Raw genomic sequence first — 24,710 nt, 5'->3', positions numbered from 1 at the left:
TACGGAGGGGCTCAGTGCTCGTCGTGACGACGGCGCCAGCGTTCCTCCATGCGCTCCATGAAGCTTCCCCGGTTGCCCCGGCGCGCTCCCTTGTCCGGCGTCGCGGCGCCGGAGGCGGGGGCGGAGCCGGAGTCACCGAATCCGTTCATGCGTTTCCAGCTGGACAGACCCCACAGACACGCGGCGAGCATGACCACGAAACCGCCGACGCCGAGCGGGATCAAGTTGATCACAACGCCGACCATCAACAGGACGATGCCCAGGACGAAGCCGATGACGGCTTTGACCAGGCGACGCTTGTAGTGGCTGCGCGGATCGCTGATCCGGACGGTATTGGCCCACTTCGGGTCCTCGGCGTAGAGGGCCTGCTCGATCTGGTCGAGCAAGCGCTGCTCGTGCTCAGAGAGCGGCACGGCGCCTCCCAAGGACGGCCCCATTACGGGGAAGACGGCAACGGACGACACGGGGTGTCCGAACCTCGCGGTCGGTTATCCCCAGAATACGAGGCTGTAGACGTAGGCGAAAGAAAACGTCCAACGTAGACCAAACCGGAGGCGACGTCATAGGCCCATTCCATCAAACTCTGGCCCAAGTCGTAACATCGGGCGTCATCCCTCCATTTCATCAAGCCGCCCCCTGACCAGGGAAGCCGGGACCACCGCATCGGGGCCGAATCTTCTGATCGCCCTGTCCATGGCCTGCTCCGCCTCGCGCCAACCGGTCTCGCGCTCGCCCAGGCTGAGCTGGCGCGAGGCCGAGTCGGCCGGCTTGAGGTTCTCCATCCGCACGCCGACCAGGCGCAGCCTGACCCGCTCCAGTCCGGCGGCGGCGTAGAGCTCACACGCGGTCGCGTAGATCTCCTGAGCCACGTCCGTGGGCTCGCGGAGCGTGCGAGAGCGGGTGATCGTGGAGAAATCAGCGCGGCGCAGCTTCACACTCACTGTTCTTCCCACGTGGCCGCCTGCCCGCACGCGCGCGGCGACTCGTTCGGAAAGCCGCAGCAACTCGCGTCTGATCGCCTCAGGATCGTCGACGTCCGCGGCGAACGTCTCCTCCGCGCCGATGCTCTTGTCGGGCACCTGCGGGGTCACCGGCCGCTCGTCGCGCCCCCAGGCCAGCGCGGCCAGGTGGGTGCCGACGGCCTGGCCGAGCTCGCGCTGCAGGGTGGTCACCGGGACCTTGGCCAGGTCCGCCACGGTCCTGATGCCCAGGCGGACCAGGGCCTGCTCGGTGCGCTCCCCGACCCCCCACAGGGCCGAGACGGGCAGCGGGTGCAGGAAGTCGACGACCTGCCCGGCGGGCACCACGAGCAGGCCGTCGGGCTTGCACTGCTTGGAGGCAAGTTTTGCGATGAATTTACTGCTGGCGACGCCGACCGAGCAGGTGATGCCGAACCGCTCCCGCACCTGGGCCCTGATCATGGCGGCGATCGCCGCGGGCGGCCCGAGCCTGCGCCCGGCCCCGCCGACGTCGAGGAACGCCTCGTCGGAGGCGATCGGCTCGACCAGCGGGGTGACGGCGTGGAAGATCTCCATCACGCCCTTGGACACCGCGGCGTACTTGCCGTGGGTGGGCGGGATGATCGTGGCATTCGGGCACAGCCGCCTGGCCCGGCTCATCGGCATCGCCGAGTGCACGCCCTGCGCCCTGGCCTCGTAGGTCGCGCTGAGCACCACCCCGCGCCCGGCGGGCGAGCCGACGATCACCGGTCGGCCGCGCAGCTCGGGGCGGTCCAGCAGCTCGACGCTGGCGAAGAACGCGTCCATGTCGACGTGCAGGATCGGGCAGCCGTCGTCGTCGGCCCCGATCCGCGCGACGGGGCCGACTCCCGTGATCTGCTTGCGGGACACGATTCGAGTCTAACCGAACACTCGTTCTACTTGTGTCCCAGGACATGGAGCTGGGTCGCGATGTCGCGCAGCACGGGGTGCGCGGCGGCGGCCTGTTCCAGCGCGAGGAGCGCCTCGGCGGCGCCCGGCTCGCCGTCCACCAGGCGGCTCGGCACCAGATCGGCGAACACCCGCACGCCGTGCACCTCGCCCACCGCGAACCCGGTGACCGCGAGCAGCTCAGCCAGCCCCTGCGCGGAGAACCGCCGCGGGGTGGGGTCCCTGTCCCCCCAGCGGCCCCGCGGGTCCGCGAGGACGGTTCTGGCCTCGTCGAAGTGGCCCGACAGGGCGCGGTGCAGGGCGCTGGCGACCGGGTTGGCGGCGAGCACGCTCACCACGCCGCCGCGCCGCAGCAGCCCGGCCACGGCGCCCAGCGCGCCGATCGGGTCCTCGACGTACTCCAGCACGCTGTGGCACAGCACCAGATCGGCGCTGTCGGGCGGGAACAGCTCGGCCAGATCGGCGGCGTCACCCTGCAGGGCGCGCACGCCCACCCCTGCCTCGGCGGCCCGGCGCTCCAGCGCGGCCAGCGAGTCGGGGCTCGGGTCGACGACGGTCACCGCGTGCCCGAGCCCGGCCAGCGGTACGGCGAAGCCCCCCGTCCCGCCGCCCGCGTCGACGATGTCGAGCCTGTCCCTGCCCGCCGCGGCGGCCCGCTCGGCCAGGACCCCCCGCAGCGCCTCCCACACGACGGCGGCGCGCACCGCCGGGGTCGCCGCCTGCCTCGTGACGCCTTCCGCACGCACCCTCGGCTCGCCTCCTCGTTCACTCCCCCACGACCGGCTGCCAGCCTACGCCGTAGGCGCGGCCCCCCGCTCGCCCCGCCGGGAGTCCGCCGCCCGGCGGGCGGGTACGACAGGGGCGGGAGGTCGGAGTGGGCGGGGGACACGGGCACGGGCGGCCCAGCGCGACGGCACGGCACCGGGGGCGCATGATCGTCGTGGTCGGCGTCACGTCGGTGGTCTTCGTCGTGCAGATCGCCGGCGGCATCGCGGCCAACAGCCTGGCGCTGATCTCCGATTCGCTGCACGTGGCCACCGACATCACCGGCGTGCTGATGGCCCTGATCGCCGCGCACTTCGCGACCCGGCCGGCGTCGCCCAGGAGGACGTTCGGCTTCTACCGGCTGGAGATCCTCGCCGCGGTGTTCAACGCGGTGCTGCTGTTCGGCATCGCGATCTGGGTGTTCGCCGAGGCCTTCCGGCGCTTCTTCGCGCCGCCCGTGGTCGCCTCGGGCCTGGTGCTGGTGATCGCGCTGGTGGGCCTGGTGGTCAACGGGTTCTCGATGGCGCTGCTCCACCGGGGGCAGAAGGAGTCACTGAACGTGCGCGGCGCCTACCTGGAGGTGCTGGGCGACCTGCTGGGGTCGGTGGCGGTGGTGGTCGCGGCGATCGCGATCGGGGTCACCGGGTGGCAGGTGATCGATCCGATCGCGTCGGTGGTGGTGGCCTTGATGATCCTGCCGAGGGCGTGGCGGCTGCTGCACGAGGCGATCGACGTGCTGCTGGAGGCGACGCCGAAGGGGATGGATCTGAGCGAGGTGCGCAGGCACCTGCTGAGGCGGGAGGGGGTGCTGGACGTGCACGACCTGCACGCCTGGACGCTGACCAGCGGGCTGCCGGTGCTGACCGCGCACGTCGTGGTCGAGCAGGCGCGGCTGGCCGACGCCGGGCCGCTGCTGGACTCGCTGCACGAGTGCCTGCGCGGCCACTTCGACGTGGAGCATTCGACGCTGCAGCTCGAACCGGTGGGCCATCTGGACCACGAAGGCGCCCGGCACGAGTGACCACCGGCCCCGCCCGGCCGCCGAACCTCCGCCACCGCCCCGGCCACCGGCACTCCGACCGGCGAGGACAACGGGCGGCCCGGTGGCGCCCGGCGGCGCGGCGTGACGGCGGCCCGCCGTCGCGCACGAGTGGCGTCGGCCGGGCGGGCGGCGCCACGAACGGCGGGGAGAGCCCGAGTCGGCGGGAGCCGTACGGGACGGTCAGAGAGTGAGGCTGGGTTTGAGTTGTTTGAAGCGGGCCAGGAGGCCGTTGATGAACTGCGGTGAGTCGTCCGTGGAGAGTTCCGCGGCCAGGTGGACCCACTCGCTGATGACCACGCCCTCCGGCACGTCCGGCATCCACAGCAGCTCGTAGGTGCCGCCGCGCAGCAGGTTGCGGTCCACCGCCGGCATGCGTTCGAGGGTCCAGCCCTCGGAGTAGGTCGCGATCAGCTCGTCGATGCGGGCGAGGTGCCTGGCCACGCCCTCGACGATCGCGGAGGTGTACTCGTTGACCGGCGGCTCCTGCCGCTCGACGCGCTCGGCCAGGACCTTCAGCGGGTCCTCGCCGCGCGCCTCGGCCTCGAACAGGATGTCCAGCGCCCGCCTGCGTGCTTTGCCCCGTGCCGACACCTCAGGCCCGGCCGAGGTATTCGCCGCTGCGGGTGTCGACCTTGATCTTCTCACCGGTGGTGATGAAGAGCGGGACCTTGATCTCGGCGCCGGTCTCCAGCGTGGCGGGCTTGGTGCCGCCGGTGGAGCGGTCGCCCTGCAGGCCGGGGTCGGTGTGCGAGATGGTCAGCTCCGCGGCGGCCGGAAGCTCGACGTAGAGGGCGGAGCCCTCGTTGAAGGCGATCGTCGCGTTGGTGTTCTCGAGCATGTAGTTGGCGGCGTCGCCGACGGTCTTGGCGGGCACGGTGACCATGTCGTAGGTCTCGGTGTCCATGAAGACGAAGTCGTCGCCGTCCTTGTAGGAGTACTGCATCTCGCGCTTGTCGACGTTGGCGACGTCGACCTTCACGCCGGCGTTGAACGTCTTGTCGACGACCTTGCCGGAGAGCACGTTCTTGAGCTTGGTGCGCACGAACGCACCGCCCTTGCCCGGCTTGACGTGCTGGAACTCTACGACGGACCAGAGCTCACCGCCGTCGAGCTTCAACACGATGCCGTTCTTGAGGTCGTTGGTCGTCGCCACTCGTTTCTCCCGGGTGCGGCCGCTCTAAAGGACGAGCAGCTCTTTGGTCGTCATGGTGAGGAGTTCCGGTCCGCCTTCACGCGTCACGAGAGTGTCCTCAATACGGACCCCGCCCCGGCCCGGGAGGTAGACCCCTGGCTCGACGGTGATCGGAACTCGATCCTTTAGTCTACCGGTCCTGGAAGGGCCGAGGAACGGCTCCTCGTGGATCTCCAGTCCGACGCCGTGGCCGAGGCCGTGCCGGAAGTGCTCGCCGTACCCCGCGTCCGCGACGACGGACCTGGCCGCGGTGTCGACGTCCCGGACGGAGGCGCCGGGCGCCAGGGCCTGCCGTCCGGCCAGTTGCGCGGCGGCGACGAGGTCGTAGATCTCGCGCTGCCATCCGGCGGGCGGGCCGAGGGCCACGGTACGGGTCATGTCGGCGTGGTAGCCCTGGTAGAGGGCGCCGAAGTCGAGGGTGACCAGGTCGCCGGCGCGCAGTTCGCGGGTGCCGGGCGAGTGGTGCGGGATCGCGCCGTTCTCGCCGGAGGCGACGATGGAGTCGAAGGCGGGCTTGTCCGCGCCGAGTTCGACCATGCGGGCCTCCAGGACGCGGGCGACCTCCCGCTCGGTGACCCCCGGCCGGATATTTCCGGAAATATCGGCGAATGCTTGGTCGGAGATGGCGCAGGCCCTCCGCAGCAGTTCGATCTCTTCCTCGTCCTTGACCATCCTGAGGCGTTCCACCACCTGCTCGGTCGGGACCAGGCCCTCCCCCAGCCGGTTGAAGGTGGCCACCGTCATGTGCCCGGCCTCGATCCCGGCACCCGCGGCGGCCAGCCGCCCGGTCACGTCGGGGTCCTCGACGACCTCCAGGTCCAGCCCTTTGGTCATCTCGATGTAGCGGGAGTCGGTGGCCAGTGTCGCGCTGCCGTCCGCCCTGACCAGGACGGCCGCGTTCGAGCTGTCGAGGCCGGTGAGATAGCGCACGTTGACGGGGTTGGTGACGAGGAGGGCGTCGACGCCTTCGAGCGTCGCGGCGAGCCTGAACCTGCGCCCGGCGTAGTCGAGGATCATCCGGCCAATCTACTCATGCCGACCGGGCATTGACCGCCCTTCTCATACCGATTAGGTTCCTCGCAAGCAGGTTAGGAAGGTTTACTAACTTTTGGAGCCGCCCATGAGCCGCCGCGCGCTGGCCGCAGCCCTCGCCCTGACCGTCCTGACCATGGGGAGTCCCGCCGTGGCGTCCTCCGGGCCCAGCGGCCACATCCGCGTCGACCAGGTGGGGTTCGACACCACCGAGGTCAAGCACGCCTACCTGATGACCGGCGCGACCGCCCCCGGCGCGCGGTTCAGCGTGATCGACCGCCGCGGCCGCGAGGTCCTGCGCGGTACGGCGGGCCGCGACCTCGGCTCCTGGAACACCGCCTACCCCCACGTCTACGACCTCGACCTGTCCCGCCTCCGCAAGCCCGGCAGCTACCGGATCAAGTCGGGCTCGATCGTCTCCCCCGAGTTCGCGATCGCCCCCTCGGCCGACCCGGCGGCCAAGGCGCTGACGTTCTTCAACGGCCAGCGCGACGGCGCCCGCGCCACCCGGAGGCCCAGCCACCTCAACGACCGCGCCGCCGAGGTCTACGACTGGCCGGTCTTCACCGGCGACGACACCGACCAGATCAAGGGCGAGCTCACCAAGATCGGCGGACCGGTCGACGTGGAGGGCGGCTGGTTCGACGCGGGCGACTACCTCAAGTTCACCCACATCCTGGCCTACACCGACACCATGCTCTGGGCCGCGGTCCGCGACGGCGGCGGCGACCGGCGGCTGCGCGCCGAGGCCGGTCACGGGCTGAAGCACCTGGACAAGATGTGGGACGAGGAGTCCAAGACCCTCTACATCCAGGTCGGCATCGGCGCGGGCAACGCCGAGGGCACCTTCGTCGGCGACCACGACGTCTGGCGGCTGCCCGAGGCCGACGACGGTGACACGGCCGAGGGGCACCGGTACATCCGCAACCGTCCCGTCTTCCGGGCGGCCGATCCGGGGCAGCCGATCAGCCCCAACCTGGCGGGCCGTACCGCCGCCGCGTTCGGGCTGGCCGCGCAGGTGGAGCCGTCGCGTTCGCGGGCGCGGGCGCTGCTGGAGAAGGGCGCCTCGGTCTACGCGATGGCCAAGACCGCGGACGTGGGGCGGTTGGTGACGTCCCTGCCGTGGGCGTTCTACCCCGAGAGCGCCTGGCGGGACGACATGGAGCTGGGCGGCGCGGAGCTGGCGCTGGCCGCGCTGCGGCTGGGCGACTCCAGGGCCGGTGAGTGGGTGGCGCAGTCCGCGCACTGGGCGGGAGAGTACCTGCGGCACGAGGCGGGCGGCGACACGCTCAACCTGTACGACGTGAGCGCGCTCGGCCACGCCGACCTGGTCAGGGCGATGCGCAGGTCGGGCGCCTCGGGGACGGCCGTGTCCCAGCGCGACCTGCTCGGCGACCTGCGGGCGCAGTTGGAGGTCGGCGCGCGGCGGGCGGCGCAGGACCCGTTCAGGGCCGGGGCGCGCTATGACCAGTTCGACTCGGTGCCGCACGCGTTCGGGCTGGCCGCCACCTCGCGGCTGTACCGCGCGGTGAGCGGCGACCGTGCCTACGACGCCTTCGGCACGCAGCAGCGCGGCTGGGTGTTCGGCGCCAACGCGTGGGGTGTGTCGTTCATGCAGGGCGTGGGCGGGAACTCGATCCAGTGCCCGCACTACCAGATCGCGAACCTGACCGGCAGGCCCGCGACCGGCGCGGTGGTGAACGGGCCCAACAGCGCCTCGCTCTTCGACGACGGCCTGGGCGGCCACTTCGAGGAGATGACCAAGTGCCCGGCCGACGGGGTGGACCGCTACGAGTCCTTCACCGGCCGGGGCAGCCGCTTCGTCGACGACGTGCGCTCGTGGCAGGCGTCCGAGCCGGCCGACGACTTCGCCGCGATCGCGCTGTACGCGCTCACGCTGATGTCGAGGGACTGAACCCGGGTACGGCCCGCGCCGGACGCGGGCCGTACGCCGTGATCGCGCCTGGCGCGGCGAGGAGGAGTGCCACCGCCTGGACGGCTTCCGAGTAGAAGGATCACCTACCTGGCGGTAGACGTTTCCCACCCCACGTAGAACACCTAACTACCGGGATGTGAGCATGCCTCACCACAGCGGGTTAGGTTCCTGAACGCGCGGGCGAGACCCCGCGTGGCGAGGGAAGTTCACCGCCACACGGCCGGGCCTCCCCGGAGCGCCCGGCCGTGCGGCCTTCCGTGACCGGCGCCTCAATTCCGAGGGCTTGGATGCGAAGTCGGGACACAAAGGTCGAATTCCGCCCGCTCCTTTTTGCACCGTTTCATGGGAAAAATCGGGCTATCGGTTGGTGTGAACTTTTGTCCCGGTGGGCGCATCGAAGTAGGGCATGAGAAGACTTCGGCAGGCACTCGCCCTGTCCACCCTGTCCCTTGTGTCGGCGGCGACAATGCTCGCCTCGCCCGCCGCCGCGGCCACTGTGGACTCCGCCGGTTGCCCCACCCCCACCAGGGCGGAGGCGAAACGGTCAGCCGCCGGCAAGTCCGACCAGCCCCCGAAGGGCGCCACCGCCCTCAGGGGAGTTCGCGTCAACCACATCCCGAAGGGCTTCTCCTCGGGCCAGGTCGTCGTCAACAAGCACGACGGCATCAGCGAGTACGGCTACCAGTGGACGGACGACCGGAGCGAGGTCGATCGGAAGCAGAGGTCGCTGTGGGTGCGGGTGGTCTGCTGGCCTGACGCGCACAAGCTCTCGCAGTTGAAGAACGCTCCGTTCGACCTCGGCACGTTCTCGGGCGATGTACGGACCGCGAAGATCGGCGGTCGCGAGGTGCTCACGCAGGAGGGTGATGGCGCGCTCGGCCACGGGCAGTACGCCGGATGGGTCGAGCGAAAGGGAACCGTGATCACCGTGATGGCCAGCCAGCCGCTCGTCCCGCACCTAGGCAAGATCATCAAGGGCATCCGGCTGCCCTGAGCCGACGGGAGCCCTTCGCGGCGCTCTGCCGCGTGGTGACGAGCACCTGGCCGCGCCGCCGGCGCCGTGGTCATCGCGTCTCCCTCGGGTAGCACAAAGGGCGGGAAGCCGGTGGCTCCCCGCCCTTACGCGTCGGAGGTCAGGCCGTAACCGGTTCCGGGGTCCGGAGTGATGGCTTTGCCAAGGGCTCGTCGAGCGACTGGGGCGGTGCGTTGAAGACCGCCTCGTCCAGGCGGCCCTCGCCGCGCGCCACCAGGACCGGCACCACGATCTGGCCCGCGACGTTGGTCGCCGTACGGATCATGTCGAGGATCGGGTCGATGGCCAGGAGCAGGCCGACGCCCTCCAGGGGCAGGCCCAGGGTGCTCAGGGTCAGCGTGAGCATCACGATCGCGCCGGTCAGTCCGGCCGTGGCGGCCGAGCCGATCACCGAGACGAACGCGATCAGCAGGTAGTCGCCCACGCCCAGCGGCACGTTGAACACCTGCGCCACGAAGATCGCGGCCAGCGCCGGGTACACCGAGGCGCAGCCGTCCATCTTGGTGGTGGCGCCGAAGGGCACCGCGAAGGAGGCGTAGTCGCGGTCGACGCCCATCCGCTCGATGGTGACGCGCTGGGTCAGCGGCAGCGTGCCCACCGAGGAGCGGGAGACGAAGGCCAGCTCGATGGCGGGCCAGGCGTTGCGGAGGAAGCGCACCGGGCTGACCTTGCCGACCAGGGCGAGCAGCGTCGGGTAGACGACCAGGAGCACGATGAAGCAGCCGATGTACACCCCGGCGCTGAACTTGGCGAGCGGGGCGAGCAGGTCCCAGCCGTAGGTGGCGACGGCCTTGCCGATGAGGCCGGCCGTACCGATCGGGGCGAGCCTGATGACCCACCACAGGGCCTTCTGGACCAGTTCCAGGATGGAGCGGCTGAGGTTGAGGAACGGCTCGGCCTTCTCGCCCAGCGCCATGGCCGCCGCGCCGAGGACGACTCCCAGGAAGACGATCTGGAGGACGTTGAGCTCGGTGAAGGCCGTGACGATGTTGGTCGGGATGATGCCGGTCAGGAAGTCCACCCAGGTGCCCGCGCCCTCGAGGTCGACGGCCTTGGCGGCGGCGGTGTCCAGGGTGACGCCCTGGCCCGGGTTGAGCAGGAGGCCGAGCCCGATGGCGAAGGCCACGGAGATCAGCGCGGTGGCCAGGAACCAGAACAGTGTCTTGCCCGCCAGCCTGGCGGCGCCGTTGACGTTGCGCAGGTTGGCGACGCTGACCACGACGGCGGTGAAGACCAGCGGCGGCACGGCGAGCTTGAGGAGCTGAACGAAGATCTTGCCGACCTCGGTCAGCGTGCTGGTCAGCCAGGTCACGTCCCAGGTTCTGGCGACGAACCCGAGCGCGACGCCGGCCACCAGACCGAGCAGGAGTTGCAGAGAGAACGAGAATCTCTTCACGAGAGGAGTCTCCGGTTGTACGGCATGCCGCAGCGCAGGGCATGTGAGGAAAAGGGGCGATCAAACGCGAGAAGGCGCGATCAGCGACACAGGCAGCCGGTCAACCGGCACAGATCGATGTGCAGCCGCTCGACGAGCAGCACCACCGTTAGAGAGAACCTCACAGCCCCATTTAACACGCCGCAAACCCACACGTATTCCATGGAATACAGTGATCCGCATCACATATCACGAAAGGCCCCCCGAATCGGGCGGCCTTTCGGTACAAGCGCGTCAGGACGCCAGCTCGCGCACCTTCTCCAGCAGCTTGACCCGCTCCTCGTGGGTACGGCCCAGCGGCGCGATGTTCAGCGTCGTCACCCCGGACTCCTTCATCGCCTGGATCCGGTCCCGGACGAACCCCTCGGAGCCGATCAGCGACATCTTCTCCAGCAGTTCCCGCGGCACCAGCGCCTCGGCCTCCTTCTTCTGCCCGGACAGGTACAGCTCCTGGATCTGAGCCGCCTCCTTCTCGTACCCGTACCGGCAGGCCAGCTCGTTGTAGAAGTTCTTCCCCTTGGCGCCCATGCCGCCGATGTACAGCGCGGCCATGGACCGCCCGAGGTCGAACAGCTCCTGCACGTCGTCGCCGATGGCCAGCGCGGCCTGCGCGATGACGTCCAGCTCACCGAGCTCGGGGGCGCGGCGCGCCTTGCCCGCCTGGATCGACGGGCCCCACACGTCGGCCGCCCTCTCCGGCATGTAGAAGATCGGCTCCCAGCCCTCGGCGATCTCGGCGGTGAGCTCGACGTTCTTCGGCCCGATCGCCGCCACGACGATGGGGATGCGGGTGCGGACCGGGTGGTTGATCAGCTTGAGCGGCTTGCCCAGCCCGGTGCCCTTCTCCGCTGGCAGCGGCAGCGTGTAGTGCTTGCCCTCGAACTCCATCCGCTCCCGCCGCCACACCTTGCGGCAGATCTCCACGACCTCCCGGGTACGGCCCAGCGGCGCGGTGTACGGCACGCCGTGGAACCCCTCGATCACCTGCGGCCCCGACGCCCCGAGCCCCAGCGTGAAGCGCCCGTCGGAGACGTAGTCCATGCCCGCGGCGGTCATCGCCAGCAGCGTCGGCGTGCGCGAGTAGATCGGCAGGATGCCGGAGGCGATCTCCAGGCGCTCGGTCTTGGCCGCGATGTACCCCATCTGGCTGACCGCGTCGAAGCTGTAGGCCTCGGCGACGAACACGATGTCGAGCCCGGCCTTCTCGTAGTCGGCGAGCTCGGCGACGGTCTCCTTGAAGCCGCCCGAGTAGTTGATCGCCATCCCGATGCGCATGCCGCTCCTTAGAAACCGAATGTTGTTCCGTTACCCCGGCGACCAGGCTATCGCGTTCGCACGCGAGGCGGCCAACCCCTAGCCTGGACGATCAGGGGAGAGGAGCAGCGTGCTGAAGCCTGTCGTGATCGTGGGGGCGATCGTCGTCGCGGCGGGGCTGGCGGGACACCGCCTGATACCCGCGCTGGGCGGAGCCACCACCGTGTTCGAGAGCGTGCTGCCGTGGCTGGGCCTGACCGTGCCGGTGTTACTGCTCGCCGCGCTGTTCACCAGGTCGGCGGCGGCGCTGGTGTCGGTCACCGTGCCGGGGCTGGTGTGGGCCTTCATGTTCGGGCCGCAGCTGCTCGGCTCGGGTCCCGGCGGCCCGAGCGACCTGTCGGTGGGCACCGTGAACGTGGGCGTCTCCAACGACGCCTCCGGCACCGCCGTACGGACGCTCTCCAAGGGGCTCGACCTGTTCGCCGCGCAGGAGCTGACGCCCGGCGGCCCGGCGGCCAGGGAGCTCGACAAGCTCTTCCCGCACCACTTCGAGTCGGGCACGGTCGGCCTGTGGAGCCGCTACCCGATCAAGGAGTCCAAGAAGATCGACCCGGGGCTCGGCTGGGTGCGGGCGCTGCGCGCGGTGGTCGACACCCCGAAGGGCAAGGTCACGGTGTACGTCGTGCACCTCGGCTCGGCCCGCCCGGGGCACACCGCCGCCAGGGACCGGTCGCTGACGGCCACCAGGAAGCTCATCGACGACGACCGGAGCAAGCGCATCCTGCTGCTCGGCGACCTCAACACCGCCACCACCGACCGGGGGATGGCCGAGCTGAGCCCCCCGCTGATCGACGCCCAGGTCACGGCCGGGCAGGGCTTCGGCTTCACCTGGCCGTCGGAGTTCCCGATCACCAGGCCGGACCACATCCTGTTCCGCGGCCTGACCGCGACCACCGCCGAGGTGGCCCCAGCCGCCGGCAGCGACCACCGGGCCGCGCTCGCCACCTTCCGCTTCTAGCCCTCGCGTCTTCGCGGACCAACCCCCGCGGGTCGTCTCCTAGTCCTCGCCGGTCAGTGTCGTCAAGTCCTCGGGGGTGTCGATGTCGCGCGGGTCGCCCGGGACCTCCACCTCGGTCACCAGCTCCGGGTAGGCCGTCAGGAAGGGCCTGGCCCCCACGTCGCCGTTCGCCATGGCGGCGACCCGCTCGACGTGTCCGCGGGCGATCAGCACCGGGTTGCGGGGGCGCCCGCCGTACGTCGCGACCGCCACGGGGGCGCCGCTGTCGATCAGCGCGCGCACCGCGGCCGGTTCGACGAACGGCTGGTCGACCAGGGCGACCACGACCGCCTCGGCCTCGGGGGGCAGCGCCGCGAGCCCGACCCGCAGGGAGGAGCCCATGCCGGTGCGCCAGTCGGGGTTGACCACCGCGACGGCCCCGCGCACCTGGAGGGTCGCCGCGCCCAGCACGACGATCACCGGGTGGCAGCCGCCCTCGTGCAGCAGCCGCACCCCGCGGTCCACCAGCCGCTCGCCCCGGTACTCCACCAGCGCCTTGGGCGTGCCCAGCCGGGCGCCCTGCCCGGCGGCCAGCAGCAGCCCGGCCACCTGTCTCATCCGCCCTCCCCGTGGATACGGCCCTCGGTGTCGGTCAGCGGCCTGCCGGTGCCGTGCCAGCGGAGCTGGATCAGCTCGGCCGCGATCGACACCGCCGTCTCCTCCGGCGTACGCGCTCCCAGGTCCAGGCCGATCGGCGAGCGCAGCCCGGCCAGCTCCGCCTCGGTCAGCCCGGCCTCCCGCAGCCGGGTCAGCCGGTCCTCGTGCGTACGCCGCGACCCCATGGCCCCCACATACCCCGCTCCGGCCCGCAGGGCCACCTCCAGCAGCGGCACGTCGAACTTGGGGTCGTGGGTGAGCACGCAGATCACCGTCCGCTCGTCGACCTGCACCGAGGCCAGGTAGTCGTGCGGCCACTTGACCACCACCTCGTCGGCCTCCGGGAAGCGCCTGGCGGTGGCGAAGATCGGCCGGGCGTCGCAGACGGTGACGTGGTAGCCGAGGAACTTGCCGATCCTGGCCACGGCGGCGGCGAAGTCGATGGCGCCGAAGACGAGCATCCGCGGCGGCGGCGCGAAGGAGTGCACGAACACCGACAGGTCGTCCAGCCGCCGCTCGCCGTGCTCGCCGTAGTGCCGGACGCCGGTCAGCCCCTGGGCCAGCATGCCGCGCGCGTCGTCGTCGACGGCCTCGTCCAGCCGCGCCAGGCCGAGCGAGCCAGACACGGACTCCTCCCAGATCACCCGCCTGGCGCCGATCCTGCCGGGGCCGGAGATGATCGTGGCCACCGCCACGGGCCGGTGCGCGGCGATCGAGGCGGCGATGTCGCCGAGTTCGGGGAAGGTCTCGATGGAGATCGGCTCGACCATGATGTCGATGATGCCGCCGCAGGTCAGGCCGACGGCGAAGGCGTCGTCGTCGGTCACGCCGTACCGTTGCAGGACCGGTTCGCCGATGTCGGCGGCCAGCTCGAACACCGCGCCCTCGACGCAGCCGCCCGAGACGCTGCCGACGACCTCGTCGCCGCGTACCGCCATGGAGGCTCCCGGCGGCCTGGGCGCGCTGCTGAAGGTGCTCACCACGGTGGCGAGCCCGAACCGCAGGCCCGCGCGCCACCAGGGCAGGATCTCAGCCAACACGTCGCGCATGGGCCAGCCTTTCGCCGAGTTCCTCGAAGGCGGCCAGGCTGTGCCCGGCCACCAGGTCGTCGATGTACGGCAGCGAGGCCCGCATCCCCCCGGTCAGCGGCTGGTAGTCCGCCTGCCCCTTGTGCGGGTTGACCCAGATCACCCGGTACGCCTGCCGGGCCAGCCTGGACATCTGCGTGCCGAGCAGCGCCGGGTCTCCGCGTTCCCAGCCGTCGCTGGCCACTACCACGATCGCGCCCCGGGCGTGGCGGACGGACAGGAACTCCTTCAGCTCCTCCCCCAGCCTGGTGCCGCCGCTCCAGTCGGGGATGGCCGCCGACACCAGGCGCATCGCGGTGTCGGGGTCGCGGTGGGACAGCTCGGCGGTGATCGGGGTGAGCCGGGTGCCGACGGAGTACACCTCGGTGGCCCGTGGCTCGTTCCTGGCCAGCGCGTGCGCGAAGCGCAGCAGCGTCTCGGCGTACGGGCGCATCGAGCCGCTGACGTCGACCAGCATGACGACGCGGCGCGGCTTGACGGTGTGCGCCCGGTAGCGCAGCCGGGCCACCTCTCCCCTGCTGAGCGCCTCGCGGATGGTGCGCCGCTGGTCGAGGCGGCCGCGGTGGGAGGGCGCGTACCGGCGGGAGCGGCGCTGCCGGCGTCGTCCGCGCAGCAGCGCGAGCAGCCGGTGCACCTCGGCGCGTTCGGCGTCGCTGAGCCTGGCCACGTCCCGGTGCCGCAGCACGTCCAGCGTGCTGGCGGTGGCGGCGAGCGCCTCCTCCGGCCCGTCGCCGCCCTCCCCCCGGTCGGTGGCGGCGCTGTAGCGGGTGACCGGGCGGGCCGCGGTACGGCCGTCGCGGGCGCGCAGCCCGCCGAAGTAGGCGGCGAAGCAGCGGTCGTAGCGAGGCAGGTCGTCGGGACCGGCGCAGAGGGTGAGGCGGCCGGCCCAGTAGACGTCCTCGCGGGCGGTGACGTCGAGGTGGGCCAGGGCGCGCAGCAGGTTCTGGGTGCGCTCGTGGTCGGCGGCGACGCCCGCGGCCCGCAGCGTCCTGGCGAAGCCGGTCATGGTCGCGGTCAGCTCACGCATGGCCGAGGAGCCCGTTGGCGAGCACGGCCTCGACGTCCTCTCGGTACTTCAGGGCCGCGCCCAGCGTGACGGCGGCGAGCGCCGGGTCGAGGTCCTTGGCGCCGAGGGTGAGCAGCGCCTCGGTCCAGTCCAGGGTCTCGGCCACGCCCGGCGGCTTGACCAGGTCGGCCGCCCGCAGCCGCTGGGCGGCGCCGGCCACCTGGACTGCCAGCGTCTCGGTGCAGGCGGGCAGGCGGCGCAGCAGGATGGCCACCTCGCGGTCGAAGCCGGGGTGCCGCAGCCAGTGGTAGAGGCAGCGCCGCTTGAGCGCGTCGTGCACCTCCCTGGTGCGGTTGGAGGTGACCACGACGACCGGGGGCGTGCGGGCGGTGATCGTGCCGAGTTCCGGGATGGAGATGGTGAAGTCGGACAGCACCTCCAGCAGGAAGGCCTCGAACTCGTCGTCGGCCCGGTCGATCTCGTCGACCAGCAGCACGCACGGCTGCGTCTCCAGGGCCTTCAGCAGCGGCCTGGCGATCAGGAAGCGGCGGTCGTAGATCTCCCCTTCGAGCGCCTTGACGTCGGTGACGCCCGCCGCCTCGGCGGCCTTGAGGTGCAGGAGCTGGCGGGCGAAGTCCCAGTCGTAGAGCGCCTGGGCGGCGTCGAGGCCCTCGTAGCACTGCAGCCGGATCAGCGGCGCCTCCATCAGCGCGGCCAGCGTCTTGGCCAGCTCGGTCTTCCCCACGCCCGCCTCGCCTTCGAGGAACAGCGGCCGGCCCATCTTCATGGCCAGGAACGCGGCCGTGGCCAGTCCCTCGTCGGCGAGGTACGCGTGCCGGTCCAGCAGTTCGACCAGCTTCGCGGGCGACTCGATGTCCATGATTCCAATTGTCCGCCGCAGCACTTTCTCAGGCTACGCCGCGTGATGTCGGGGAGCTCCGACCGATATTGCCAAATCCGGTACATTCATCCGGCACCAATGAATCGGAGAGCATATGGCCCGCCTACTGGACACCTTGGACGACGAGGTCTACATCAACTACGGCCAGTTCATGCTGCGCGGCGTTAGTGACCTTCGAGGCGTCGACAAGCGCGATCACATCGCCGAGTTCGAGGGCCAGGTCTTCCTCTACGCCAGGGGCGGCGAACACTGCCGGATCAGAGTGGAGTCCTGGGACGCCGAACCGCCCCGGCTCGAGGGGCCCGGATCCCGGGTGGCGGTCGCCAGATGCGTCGCCGCGACCGGGATCGTGGCGGTCCCGCCGTACATGTTCGCCGGGTCGGGGCTGAGCATGCTGATCGGCCCCGCCTTCTTCGAGTACGGCCTGCACCTGTACGCGCACAAGATGGAGCGCCTGCTCCGGCTCTGGCCGGTGCGGGACGTCTTCGACCCCGCCGTGCACCTGCGGCCCGAAGACGTGGACCCCGAAGCCTGGCCTCCGGGCGGCGGCGACCCGGCGCGGTCGGAGCTGACCGACTGGCCGAGTTCGCCGCTGTTCCCCGACGAGGCGGACACGCTGGACCAGTCGGCCGAGGAGCAGCCGAAGGCCGAAGTCGCCGAGGAGTGGCGGCTGGACGAGGAGAACGAGCGGCGGCTGGACGAGCTGCTCGGCGAACTGCGCCCGCAGTTGCTGACCAGGCCGCCCGCGTGGCTGCTCGACACCGACGCGGACAACCGGCGGCGCTACCTCAACGAGCTGCGCAGCGCGGTCGCGGTGGCGCGGCGGCTCAATCCCTACCGGCGGCCGACCTTCCTGCTGGCCCGTGAGGAGCTGGGCGAGCGGCCCAGCCCGGGGCTCAGCTACCGGGTGTGGCAGTGGCGGCCGATCGACTCGGCCGCCGAGACGCTCACCACCTGCAGGGAGGTGCGCGCGCGGGACGTGCTGCGCCGCCGCGAGCTGGTGACCGGCCTGGTCACCGTGCTGCGCGAGGAGAACGGCCTGGTGGAGGTGCGCGACGCGATCGGCCCGGAGGCCGCCAGGGTGCTGTCCGCCGAGGAGACCTGGAGCGCTCCCTGACCGCCACGGTCGGGGGTCAGGGGGTTTCGTCGCCCGTGTGCGCCTCGCCGCGGGTGTGGATCAGGGCGGCCAGTTCGGCGGTGGCCTGGCGGGCTCTGGCCTTCTCCGAGCCCTGGATGCCCATCGCGCCCACGGTTCTGCCGTCCGAGAAGTCGATCTTCGCCCAGGGCTCGCCCTCGATCAGCGTGACGTCGAGGACCTGCGGCCAGTCGTAGCGGTGCGTGCGCAGCGCGTTGACGACCGTCACGCCCTCGTCGTCGGCGGTGACCCGGACCCGGCCGAGCAGGTGCAGGATTCCCGCGATCGCGCAGCCGAAGACCACGATGGCGAGCTTGTCGGGGAGCATGAAGGGCTCCGAGATGAAGATCGCCATCACGATCGCGCCGATCACCACGACCGCGGCGGAGCCGTACGCCACGAACCTCCCTCGGACCGGCCGCCAGGTGACGGGGAGGGGCGGGGGGTTCACGGGCTCTGTCATCGGGCTGCTCACTGCGTTCGGGGCCGGAAGGACGAAGGCAACCTACCGCACCGGCCCCTCGGTCCTACGCGCGCAACCCGCGCAGCAGCAGCGCCGTTTCCAGCGCCGCGATCGTGGACTCGTACCCCTTGTCCTCTTTGCTGCCCTCCGCGCCGGATCTGTCCACCGCTTGGTCGAGGGTCTCGCAGGTGAGCACGCCGTTGCCGACGGGCGTCTCCTCGTCCAGCGAGATCCTGGTCAGGCCCGCGGTGACCGAGTCGCAGACGTAGTCGAAGTGGGCCGTCTCGCCCCTGATGACCGCGCCCAGGGCCACCACCGCGTCGTGCCTGCGGGCCAGCGCCTGCGCCACCACCGGAATCTCCAGCGACCCGGCCACCCGCACCACGCTGGCCCGCGCCCCGCTGTCCTCGGCCGCCTGTACGGCGCGCGCCACCAGCTGGTCGGTGATCCGCTCGTGCCAGCTCGCCGCCACGATGCCGACGCTCAGTCCCGCGGCGTCCACCGCCGCGGCGTCGGGCCTGCCCTGTCCGCTCACCGCTCACCTCCCGAGATGTCGTGGCCGAGCCGGTCCCGCTTGGCCGTCAGGTACCGCTCGTTGTAGGGGTTCATCGCCGGCGGCAGCGGCTCGCGGCCCAGCACCTTGATGCCGTAGCCGTCCATGCCGCGCAGCTTGGCCGGGTTGTTGGTGAGCAGCCGCACCGAGCGCACGCCGAGGTCGGCGAGCATCTGCCCGGCGTTGGAGAACTCCCGCGCGTCCACCGGCAGGCCCAGCTCCAGGTTGGCGTCGACGGTGTCGCTGCCGTTGTCCTGCAGGCTGTAGGCGCGCAGCTTGGCCAGCAGGCCGATGCCGCGCCCCTCGTGCCCGCGCAGGTACACGATCACGCCCCGGCCCTCGGCCGCGACGGCGGCCATGGCGTTGTCGAGCTGCACGCCGCAGTCGCAGCGCAGCGAGCCGAACACGTCGCCGGTCAGGCACTCGGAGTGGGCGCGGACCAGCACGTTCTCGCCGTCGCCGAGGTCGCCGAGGACGAGCGCGAGGTGCTCGCCGCCGTCCAGGGCGCTGGCGTAGCCGTAGGCCCGCCACTGGCCGTGCTCGTTGGGCAGGCGGGTCTCGGCGACCCTGGTGACCATGCTCTCGGTGCGGCGGCGGTGGTCGACGAGTTGCTCGATCGAGACCAGCGCCAGGTCGTGCCGGTCGGCGAACTCGCGCAGCGCGGGCAGCCTGGCCATGGTGCCGTCGTCGTTGACGATCTCGCACAGCGCGCCCGCCGCCGACAGGCCGGCGAGCCTGGCCAGGTCGACGGCCGCCTCGGTGTGGCCCTGCCTGGCCAGCACCCCGCCGGGGGCGTAGCGCAGCGGGAAGATGTGGCCGGGCCGGACCAGCTCGTTCGGTTCGGTGGCCGAGTCGGCGAGGGTTCTGATGGTCTTGGCGCGGTCGGCGGCCGAGATGCCGGTCGTCACGCCGTCGCGGGCGTCGACGCTGACCGTGAACGCGGTGCGCATGCTCTCGGTGTTGCGCTGGGTCATCAGCGGCAGGTGCAGCCGGTCCAGCTTCTCGCCTTCCAGGGCCACACAGATCAGGCCGCTGGCGTGCTTGATGGTGAAGGCCAGCAGTTCGGGCGTGGCCTTGGCGGCGGCGAAGATGAGGTCGCCCTCGTTCTCGCGGTTCTCGTTGTCGACGACGATGACCGGCTTGCCGGCCCCGATGTCGGCGATCGCCCGCTCGATGGGATCGAGTCTGATGCTCATGACGCCACCACTTCCCGTGAGGAGCGGTACTCCTTGAGCCAGCTCCGGAATCCGACCAGCACCATCACGAAGAAGATGCCGTAGACCGTGCCCGAGACGACCAGCCCGGAGGAGAAGGCCAGCGGCACGCCGACCACGTCCACCAGCACGTAGATCCACCAGAACTCGAGCAGCGCCTTGCCCTGGGCGAATGTCGCGACGGCGCTGCCGACGAAGATGTAGGCGTCCGGCCAGGGCGCCCAGGAGACGTTGAGGCCGAGGGAGTTCAGCCAGCCGAAGATCAGCGCGACCACCGCCGTGCCGGCGACCATCATGCCGACCAGCGCCGAGCGCTCCCTGGTGGTGGCCGGCCGTACGGCCAGGCCGCCCTCCTCGCGCATGCCGCGCCGCCACCGCAGCCAGCCATAGATCGCCAGCCCGCCGAACAGCACCTGCTTGAGCGCGTTGCCGGTGATGTGCGCGCCGATCGAGGCGATGAACAGCAGCACCGCGCCGGTGAGCTGCACCGGCCACGTCCACATCGACCTGCGCGTGGCCAGCACCACCGTGGCCAGCGCGGCGATGTTGCCGATCAGGTCGGCCCAGGTGACCCGCTGACCCAGAAGGTCGAATCCGGCATGTGCCCAGTTCACGGCCGCACCACCAGCTTCTCCACGTACTTGGCGATGACGTCGACCTCCAGGTTCACCACGTCGCCGGGCCGCTTGTGGCCCAGCGTGGTGAGTTCCAGCGTCGTCGGGATGAGGCTCACGCCGAAGCTGGCGGCGTCGACCATGCTGACCGTGAGGCTGACGCCGTCGATCGCGATGGAGCCCTTGTGGGCCACGTACCGGTTCAGCTCCTCCGGCAGCGAGAAGCGCACGTCCTCCCAGCGCTCGCCGGGGTCCCGGGACAGGATCGTCGCGGTCCCGTCGACGTGGCCCTGCACGATGTGCCCGCCGAGCCGCTGGTCCGCGCGTACGGCCCGCTCCAGGTTCACCCGCGAGCCCTCGCCCAGGCCGCCCAGCGAGCTGCGCTCCAGGGTCTCGCGCATCACGTCGGCGGTGAAGGTCTCGCCCTCGACCTCGACGACCGTCAGGCAGACGCCGTTGACCGCGATCGAGTCGCCGTGCCCGGCGTCCGCCGTCACGACCCTGCCGCGTACCTTCAGGGTGGCCGAGTCGCCGAGCGGATCGAGCGCCACGACCTCGCCCAGCTCTTCCACGATTCCGGTGAACATCACTTCTCCTTGGGGGCGGGCCGGGCTGTCAGACGCAGGTCCTGCCCGATGGGGGATACATCTTCGAAGATCAGCCGATGGGTCTGGGCGATCGTCGCCACGCCGGCGTCTCCCATGGCGGCGGCTCCCGAGCCCAGGAGCGCGGGCGCCAGGTAGGCGACGACGCGGTCGATCAGCCCTGCACCCATGAAGGAACCGGCGAGGGTCGCTCCGCCTTCCAGGAAGACGGAGACGATGTTCCTGGCGTGCAGTTCCTGGAGCAGGGCGTGCAGGTCGAGACCATGGTCGGCACGGGGAATCCGCACCAGTCCGGTCGGGGCCGCGACGCCCTGGAGGCCGTCGAGGTGGGTGACGGCGTCGAGTGCGACGGCCACCAGTGTCGGCGCCTCGCCGTCGAGGACCCGCGCGCTCCGCGGCGTCCTGCCCTCGGTGTCGACCACCACGCGCAACGGCGTGCCTCTTTCCGCGCCCGAAGGCACGTCGGCGGCGGCGCCGGGAGGGGTGGGGCGGGCGGTGAGGCGGGGGTCGTCGGTGAGGACGGTGCCGACGCCGGCCACGATGGCGTCGGCGCGGGCGCGGAGGCGGTGGACGTCGGCGCGGGCCTCGGCGGAGGTGATCCACTGGCTGGTGCCGTCCGCGGCGGCCGAGCGGCCGTCCAGGGTGGCGGCGAACTTCCAGGTGACGTGGGGGCGGCGGAGCCGTACGAAGGTGAGCCATTCGGCGTTGACGCGTTCGGCCCGCTCGGCCAGCACGCCCGCCTCCACCTGGACGCCCGCGGCCCGGAGGGTGCCCGCTCCTCCGGCGGCCAGGGGGTTGGGGTCGGTGACGGCGACCACCACGCGGGTGACTCCGGCCGCGATCAGCGCCTGGGTGCAGGGCCCGGTCCTGCCGGTGTGGTCGCAGGGCTCCAGCGTGACGTACGCGGTGCCGCCTCTGGCCCGCTCGCCCGCCTGCCGCAGCGCCGCCACCTCGGCGTGCGGTCCGCCCGCGAAGGCGTGGAACCCCTCGCCGGCGACCCGGCCGTGGACGTCGACCACGACACAGCCCACGACGGGGTTGGGACTGGTGCCGCCCTGCCCGCGCGCGGCCAACTCGACCGCCCGGCCCATGTGCGTGACATCTGTGGGCTCGGCCACCCCCGGACCTCCTGCTCGCCGTCAGCTCTCAGCTACGGCGGCTCCGGGGGGACGGCAGGGGTGCGCATGACGTGCACCACAGAGACGTCCGGTGATCACACCGGACGCCCGCGCGCTTCCTCCCATCCGGACTTTAACCGTCGGTCCTGGAGTTTCACCAGGTCAACCGGCCGATGGCATCGGCCGGGTCGCGGACTGTAACCGCCGGTTCGGACTTTCACCGACCCCGGAGCACGCTAGCTCTGTTCTCCATCAGTCTGCCATGCCGGAAAAGGCGGATGCGACCACCCCCACCCAGGAAACCAAGCAGGCGCTCGGTTCCGCGCGTCCGCGCAGTTCAGGGTGGGGGCGGGCCGAAAAGGTCTACTCGCCGTGAGCTGTGCGCCGCTGAGCCGCGAGCGGCCCCGCCGCGCGGGATTCGGCGAGCGGGGAGAGGGCGGGCAGGAGTTCGCCGACGGAGGCCGAGGTGGCCGAGCCGGGTCCGCACAGCGCGGTGACCAGATGGACGGCCTGCGCGTACGCCCCCGCCGCCGCGTCCGGGTGGTTCATCAGGTTGACGCCGCTGGAGAACTGCCTGCTGCCGTCCTCGCTGGAGAACGACATCGTCCCCATGCCGATGACACCGCCGTCATGTCCCCAGACCCGGCCGCAGGGCAGCGGGAGCGTGAAGATGCCCAGGCCGTAGTCGACGGTCTCGGTGACTCCCGGGCCCGGGGTGACCGGCACCGTCGTGCGCATCTGGGCGAGTTGCGCCGCCCCGACGAGCCGGCCGCTCAGCAGGGCGCGGTTGAACCGGTTGAGGTCCGGCATCGTGGAGACGATGGCCCCGGCCATGCCGCCCCAGGACATGTCGTAGACGCTGAAGTCCCTGGGCGGGTCGAACGCGCCGCCCAGGGACTCATAGGCCTTGGAATGCGGCCGCGGCAGGTACGGCGTGCGCGGGAAGAACGTGTCCGACAGCCCCGCCCGCTTGATCACGTGGCGGGTGATGTAGTGCTCGGCGCCGATCCCGGTGACCTTGTCGAGCAGCAGGCCGAGCACGGCGTAGTTGGTGTTGGAGTAGCTCCCGGGCAGGTCGCCCGGCTGCCCCGTCGTCCCGCCTCCCAGCCCGATCTCCACCAGTTCCTTCCTGGTGAACTTCCGGGTGCGGTTCGCCTCGACGCTGTCGAGCGTGGAGAAGATGATGTGGTCGTAGTCACTGATGTGGCTGGTGTGGTTGAGCAGCATCCGTACCGTGATCCGCTGGTCGGGAAGCAGGCCGGGCAGGTAGCGCCCGACCGGCGCGTCCAGGTCGACGGCGCCGCGCTCGACCTGCTGCAGGACGGCGGTGGCGACGAAGGTCTTGGTGATGCTGCCGATCCGGTGGTACATGTCGGGCCGTGCGGGCCGCCCGGTCTCCTTGTCGGCCACGCCGGAGGCGCCGCGCCAGCTCTCGCGGCCGTCGCGGACGTGGGAGTAGGTGCCGTAGATTCCGCCCGCGGTGACCGCGTCCAGCGTCTGCCTGAGCGCGGCCCGGTCCAGTCCGGGCCGCTGCGCGAGCGCGGGTGAGGCTGCCGTGGCCGCCAGTAAGGTGGCCAGCCCCAACGTGATGATCAGTCGAGCGCGACGCGCCATCTTGCCGCCCTTCAGGGATGAGTCCTGACAAGACGATCTTCACATTGGCGTGTCCGCCTGTCATCGGCAGCGGGGAGGACGGAGATCCTCAGCCCGCCGGATGAGCCGCGGAGACCAAAGTCTGCCCCGGGCGTGGGTCAGGCCACCGTGAGGCGGCGGGCCCTTCGCGCGTCGGGGGCGTAGCGGACGTGGGCGGGGATCAGGCCGAGGCCCGTGTGCAGGGTTTTCAGGGTGGTGGTCGCCCACAGGTCGCCCATGGGGGTGGCGGGCACGCCGTACAGGCGCCTGGCCCAGCGGGGGAGGGAGGCGAACGCGAGCAGCATGATCGCCGGGAAGACCGGTTTGAGCAAGGTGAGGCGGCGCGGCAGCGGCGCGTTGAGCGCCATCCGCAGCGGGTGGGCGGCCTCGGGGACGAAGTACAGGCCGGGGCGCTGGGCGTCGATGTAGTCGCGCATCTCGCCGACGCTGCCGGGGACGTCGGCGGGGTCGAGGCCGACGACCTCGGCGGCGCGCCGCCACTCGGCGACGAAGCGGTCGGCCTCCTCGTCGGTGAGGCGGACACCGGCCCGCCTGGCCACGCCGAGGTAGGAGTCGACCTCGCCGACGTGCACCCAGCGCAGCGCGTCGGGGTCGTCGAGGCGGAAGCGCTCGCCGGTTTCGGGGTCCACGCCGCCCAGCGTCGCGTGGATCTTCCGCACCCGGCGGCCGGCGCGCTCGACCTCCTCGCGGGTGCCGTAGGTGCGCACCCGGACGAACTCGGTGGTGCGGAGGAAGCGCGCCCACGCCTCGTCGGGGTCCATGAGCGCGGAGTTCTGCAGCACGCCGCGCATCGCCGTGGGGTGCAGCCCCTGCATCAGCAGGGCGCGCAGACCGCCGACCAGCAGGATGGGCTCCCCCATCACCCGCCACGTCACCGACTCGGGCCCGAACAGCCCGTGATCCCTCATAAGTAATCAATTACCCGGCAAACCGGGCATCCATGTCACGGCGATGTTGGGTTTATGTCGCGATTCCGTGATGGCGATCGGCACAGCCATCAAGATCATGGCATCTCCCCGCCTGCCAGGTCAACGCAGGCCATGGCACGAGGAGGTCGACATTGCGCAACAAAATAAAGAAGAACGACCAGCCCATTGATTCCGGGCGATACATGCTGCGAACGTGCCT

At 71.1% G+C, this 24,710-nt stretch carries 26 protein-coding genes and 1 riboswitch; of the genes, 5 read left to right on the top strand and 21 right to left on the bottom strand.

Annotated elements, in window-relative coordinates; all coding sequences use genetic code 11:
• Nucleotides 1–11 precede the first annotated feature (11 nt).
• From ABZ911_RS05240 to ABZ911_RS05230, 3 genes are all read right to left on the bottom strand, one after another.
• Entirely contained in the window at nucleotides 12–413 is a 402-nt protein-coding gene (locus tag ABZ911_RS05240) for a DUF3040 domain-containing protein (RefSeq protein WP_358052079.1), read from the bottom strand.
• Between the two features lie 195 nt (nucleotides 414–608).
• Nucleotides 609–1,850 carry a DNA polymerase IV gene (gene dinB / locus ABZ911_RS05235; RefSeq protein WP_358052077.1) on the bottom strand — a complete coding sequence of 414 codons (1,242 nt, stop codon included), beginning with the start codon at nucleotides 1,848–1,850 and terminating at the stop codon, nucleotides 609–611.
• Nucleotides 1,851–1,876: 26 nt separating this feature from the next.
• Complete coding sequence (locus ABZ911_RS05230; RefSeq protein ID WP_358052075.1) at nucleotides 1,877–2,635, bottom strand: methyltransferase domain-containing protein; 759 nt, start codon at nucleotides 2,633–2,635, stop codon at nucleotides 1,877–1,879.
• Nucleotides 2,636–2,763: 128 nt separating this feature from the next.
• Between ABZ911_RS05230 and ABZ911_RS05225 the strand changes: the two genes are divergently transcribed.
• Entirely contained in the window at nucleotides 2,764–3,675 is a 912-nt protein-coding gene (locus ABZ911_RS05225) for a cation diffusion facilitator family transporter (RefSeq protein WP_358052073.1), read from the top strand.
• A gap of 201 nt (nucleotides 3,676–3,876) precedes the next feature.
• On the opposite strand, the gene nusB is transcribed toward ABZ911_RS05225, so the two are convergent.
• From nusB to ABZ911_RS05210, 3 genes are read right to left on the bottom strand one after another with little or no spacing between them, the layout of a single operon-like run.
• Complete coding sequence (gene nusB, locus ABZ911_RS05220; protein ID WP_358052071.1) at nucleotides 3,877–4,287, bottom strand: transcription antitermination factor NusB; 411 nt, start codon at nucleotides 4,285–4,287, stop codon at nucleotides 3,877–3,879.
• Nucleotide 4,288: 1 nt separating this feature from the next.
• Nucleotides 4,289–4,849, bottom strand: a complete 561-nt coding sequence (gene efp / locus ABZ911_RS05215) for an elongation factor P (protein ID WP_358052069.1) — start codon at nucleotides 4,847–4,849, stop codon at nucleotides 4,289–4,291.
• Between the two features lie 24 nt (nucleotides 4,850–4,873).
• Entirely contained in the window at nucleotides 4,874–5,905 is a 1,032-nt protein-coding gene (locus tag ABZ911_RS05210) for an aminopeptidase P family protein (RefSeq protein ID WP_358052067.1), read from the bottom strand.
• Between the two features lie 103 nt (nucleotides 5,906–6,008).
• Here ABZ911_RS05210 and ABZ911_RS05205 point away from each other — a divergent pair, with 103 nt between their 5' ends.
• Entirely contained in the window at nucleotides 6,009–7,835 is a 1,827-nt protein-coding gene (locus tag ABZ911_RS05205) for a glycoside hydrolase family 9 protein (protein WP_358052066.1), read from the top strand.
• A 427-nt stretch (nucleotides 7,836–8,262) separates the two neighbouring features.
• Nucleotides 8,263–8,850 (top strand): hypothetical protein, encoded by a 588-nt coding sequence (locus ABZ911_RS05200; protein ID WP_358052064.1) that lies wholly within the window; start codon nucleotides 8,263–8,265, stop codon nucleotides 8,848–8,850.
• 139 nt (nucleotides 8,851–8,989) lie between these two features.
• Here the strand turns inward: ABZ911_RS05200 and ABZ911_RS05195 are convergent, their stop codons facing one another.
• The 3 genes from ABZ911_RS05195 to ABZ911_RS05185 all read right to left on the bottom strand — a co-directional run bounded on the left by ABZ911_RS05195 (nucleotide 8,990) and on the right by ABZ911_RS05185 (nucleotide 11,599).
• Nucleotides 8,990–10,285 (bottom strand): dicarboxylate/amino acid:cation symporter, encoded by a 1,296-nt coding sequence (locus ABZ911_RS05195; protein ID WP_358052062.1) that lies wholly within the window; start codon nucleotides 10,283–10,285, stop codon nucleotides 8,990–8,992.
• Between the two features lie 80 nt (nucleotides 10,286–10,365).
• Entirely contained in the window at nucleotides 10,366–10,488 is a 123-nt protein-coding gene (locus tag ABZ911_RS05190; protein ID WP_358052061.1) for a putative leader peptide, read from the bottom strand.
• 70 nt (nucleotides 10,489–10,558) lie between these two features.
• Nucleotides 10,559–11,599 (bottom strand): LLM class F420-dependent oxidoreductase, encoded by a 1,041-nt coding sequence (locus tag ABZ911_RS05185; protein ID WP_358052059.1) that lies wholly within the window; start codon nucleotides 11,597–11,599, stop codon nucleotides 10,559–10,561.
• A 109-nt stretch (nucleotides 11,600–11,708) separates the two neighbouring features.
• Between ABZ911_RS05185 and ABZ911_RS05180 the strand changes: the two genes are divergently transcribed.
• Nucleotides 11,709–12,596, top strand: coding sequence for an endonuclease/exonuclease/phosphatase family protein (locus ABZ911_RS05180; RefSeq protein ID WP_358052057.1), 888 nt, complete (start codon nucleotides 11,709–11,711; stop codon nucleotides 12,594–12,596).
• A 39-nt stretch (nucleotides 12,597–12,635) separates the two neighbouring features.
• Here the strand turns inward: ABZ911_RS05180 and ABZ911_RS05175 are convergent, their stop codons facing one another.
• From ABZ911_RS05175 to ABZ911_RS05160, 4 genes are read right to left on the bottom strand one after another with little or no spacing between them, the layout of a single operon-like run.
• Nucleotides 12,636–13,193 (bottom strand): nucleotidyltransferase family protein, encoded by a 558-nt coding sequence (locus tag ABZ911_RS05175; RefSeq protein ID WP_358052055.1) that lies wholly within the window; start codon nucleotides 13,191–13,193, stop codon nucleotides 12,636–12,638.
• A complete protein-coding gene (locus ABZ911_RS05170) occupies nucleotides 13,190–14,281 on the bottom strand; it encodes an XdhC/CoxI family protein (RefSeq protein WP_358052053.1) in 1,092 nt (363 codons plus the stop codon). The genes ABZ911_RS05175 and ABZ911_RS05170 overlap by 4 nt, the downstream gene beginning before the upstream one ends.
• Complete coding sequence (locus ABZ911_RS05165) at nucleotides 14,262–15,347, bottom strand: VWA domain-containing protein (RefSeq protein WP_358052051.1); 1,086 nt, start codon at nucleotides 15,345–15,347, stop codon at nucleotides 14,262–14,264. Before ABZ911_RS05165 ends, ABZ911_RS05170 begins: the two co-directional genes overlap by 20 nt.
• The gene (locus ABZ911_RS05160; protein WP_358052050.1) at nucleotides 15,340–16,206 is read right to left on the bottom strand and encodes a MoxR family ATPase; all 867 of its coding nucleotides are present in this window, start codon (nucleotides 16,204–16,206) and stop codon (nucleotides 15,340–15,342) included. The genes ABZ911_RS05165 and ABZ911_RS05160 overlap by 8 nt, the downstream gene beginning before the upstream one ends.
• A gap of 115 nt (nucleotides 16,207–16,321) precedes the next feature.
• Between ABZ911_RS05160 and ABZ911_RS05155 the strand changes: the two genes are divergently transcribed.
• Nucleotides 16,322–17,344, top strand: coding sequence for a hypothetical protein (locus ABZ911_RS05155; RefSeq protein ID WP_358052048.1), 1,023 nt, complete (start codon nucleotides 16,322–16,324; stop codon nucleotides 17,342–17,344).
• 16 nt (nucleotides 17,345–17,360) lie between these two features.
• Here the strand turns inward: ABZ911_RS05155 and ABZ911_RS05150 are convergent, their stop codons facing one another.
• The 8 genes from ABZ911_RS05150 to ABZ911_RS05115 form a co-directional block, all read right to left on the bottom strand.
• A complete protein-coding gene (locus ABZ911_RS05150) occupies nucleotides 17,361–17,825 on the bottom strand; it encodes a PH domain-containing protein (RefSeq protein ID WP_358052046.1) in 465 nt (154 codons plus the stop codon).
• Between the two features lie 64 nt (nucleotides 17,826–17,889).
• Entirely contained in the window at nucleotides 17,890–18,360 is a 471-nt protein-coding gene (gene ribH, locus ABZ911_RS05145; RefSeq protein ID WP_358052044.1) for a 6,7-dimethyl-8-ribityllumazine synthase, read from the bottom strand.
• Nucleotides 18,357–19,574 carry a bifunctional 3,4-dihydroxy-2-butanone-4-phosphate synthase/GTP cyclohydrolase II gene (locus ABZ911_RS05140; protein WP_358052042.1) on the bottom strand — a complete coding sequence of 406 codons (1,218 nt, stop codon included), beginning with the start codon at nucleotides 19,572–19,574 and terminating at the stop codon, nucleotides 18,357–18,359. The genes ribH and ABZ911_RS05140 overlap by 4 nt, the downstream gene beginning before the upstream one ends.
• Complete coding sequence (gene pnuC / locus ABZ911_RS05135) at nucleotides 19,571–20,206, bottom strand: nicotinamide riboside transporter PnuC (RefSeq protein WP_358052040.1); 636 nt, start codon at nucleotides 20,204–20,206, stop codon at nucleotides 19,571–19,573. Before pnuC ends, ABZ911_RS05140 begins: the two co-directional genes overlap by 4 nt.
• Nucleotides 20,203–20,793, bottom strand: coding sequence for a riboflavin synthase (locus tag ABZ911_RS05130; protein WP_358052038.1), 591 nt, complete (start codon nucleotides 20,791–20,793; stop codon nucleotides 20,203–20,205). The genes pnuC and ABZ911_RS05130 overlap by 4 nt, the downstream gene beginning before the upstream one ends.
• A complete protein-coding gene (ribD, locus tag ABZ911_RS05125; RefSeq protein ID WP_358052036.1) occupies nucleotides 20,793–21,929 on the bottom strand; it encodes a bifunctional diaminohydroxyphosphoribosylaminopyrimidine deaminase/5-amino-6-(5-phosphoribosylamino)uracil reductase RibD in 1,137 nt (378 codons plus the stop codon). The genes ABZ911_RS05130 and ribD overlap by 1 nt, the downstream gene beginning before the upstream one ends.
• Nucleotides 21,930–22,037: 108 nt before the next feature.
• Nucleotides 22,038–22,168, bottom strand: a riboswitch (FMN riboswitch).
• A gap of 124 nt (nucleotides 22,169–22,292) precedes the next feature.
• Entirely contained in the window at nucleotides 22,293–23,543 is a 1,251-nt protein-coding gene (locus tag ABZ911_RS05120) for a serine hydrolase domain-containing protein (RefSeq protein ID WP_358052034.1), read from the bottom strand.
• 137 nt (nucleotides 23,544–23,680) lie between these two features.
• On the bottom strand, nucleotides 23,681–24,490 hold the full coding sequence (locus ABZ911_RS05115) for an oxygenase MpaB family protein (protein ID WP_358052032.1): 810 nt from the start codon (nucleotides 24,488–24,490) through the stop codon (nucleotides 23,681–23,683).
• Nucleotides 24,491–24,710 lie beyond the last annotated feature (220 nt).

The sequence above is a fragment of the Nonomuraea sp. NPDC046570 genome, assembly GCF_040645915.1.
Taxonomy (GTDB): Bacteria; Actinomycetota; Actinomycetes; order Streptosporangiales; family Streptosporangiaceae; genus Nonomuraea.
The sequence above is the reverse complement of the archived record's forward strand: the minus strand, read 5'-3'. Positions and strand labels throughout refer to the sequence as shown.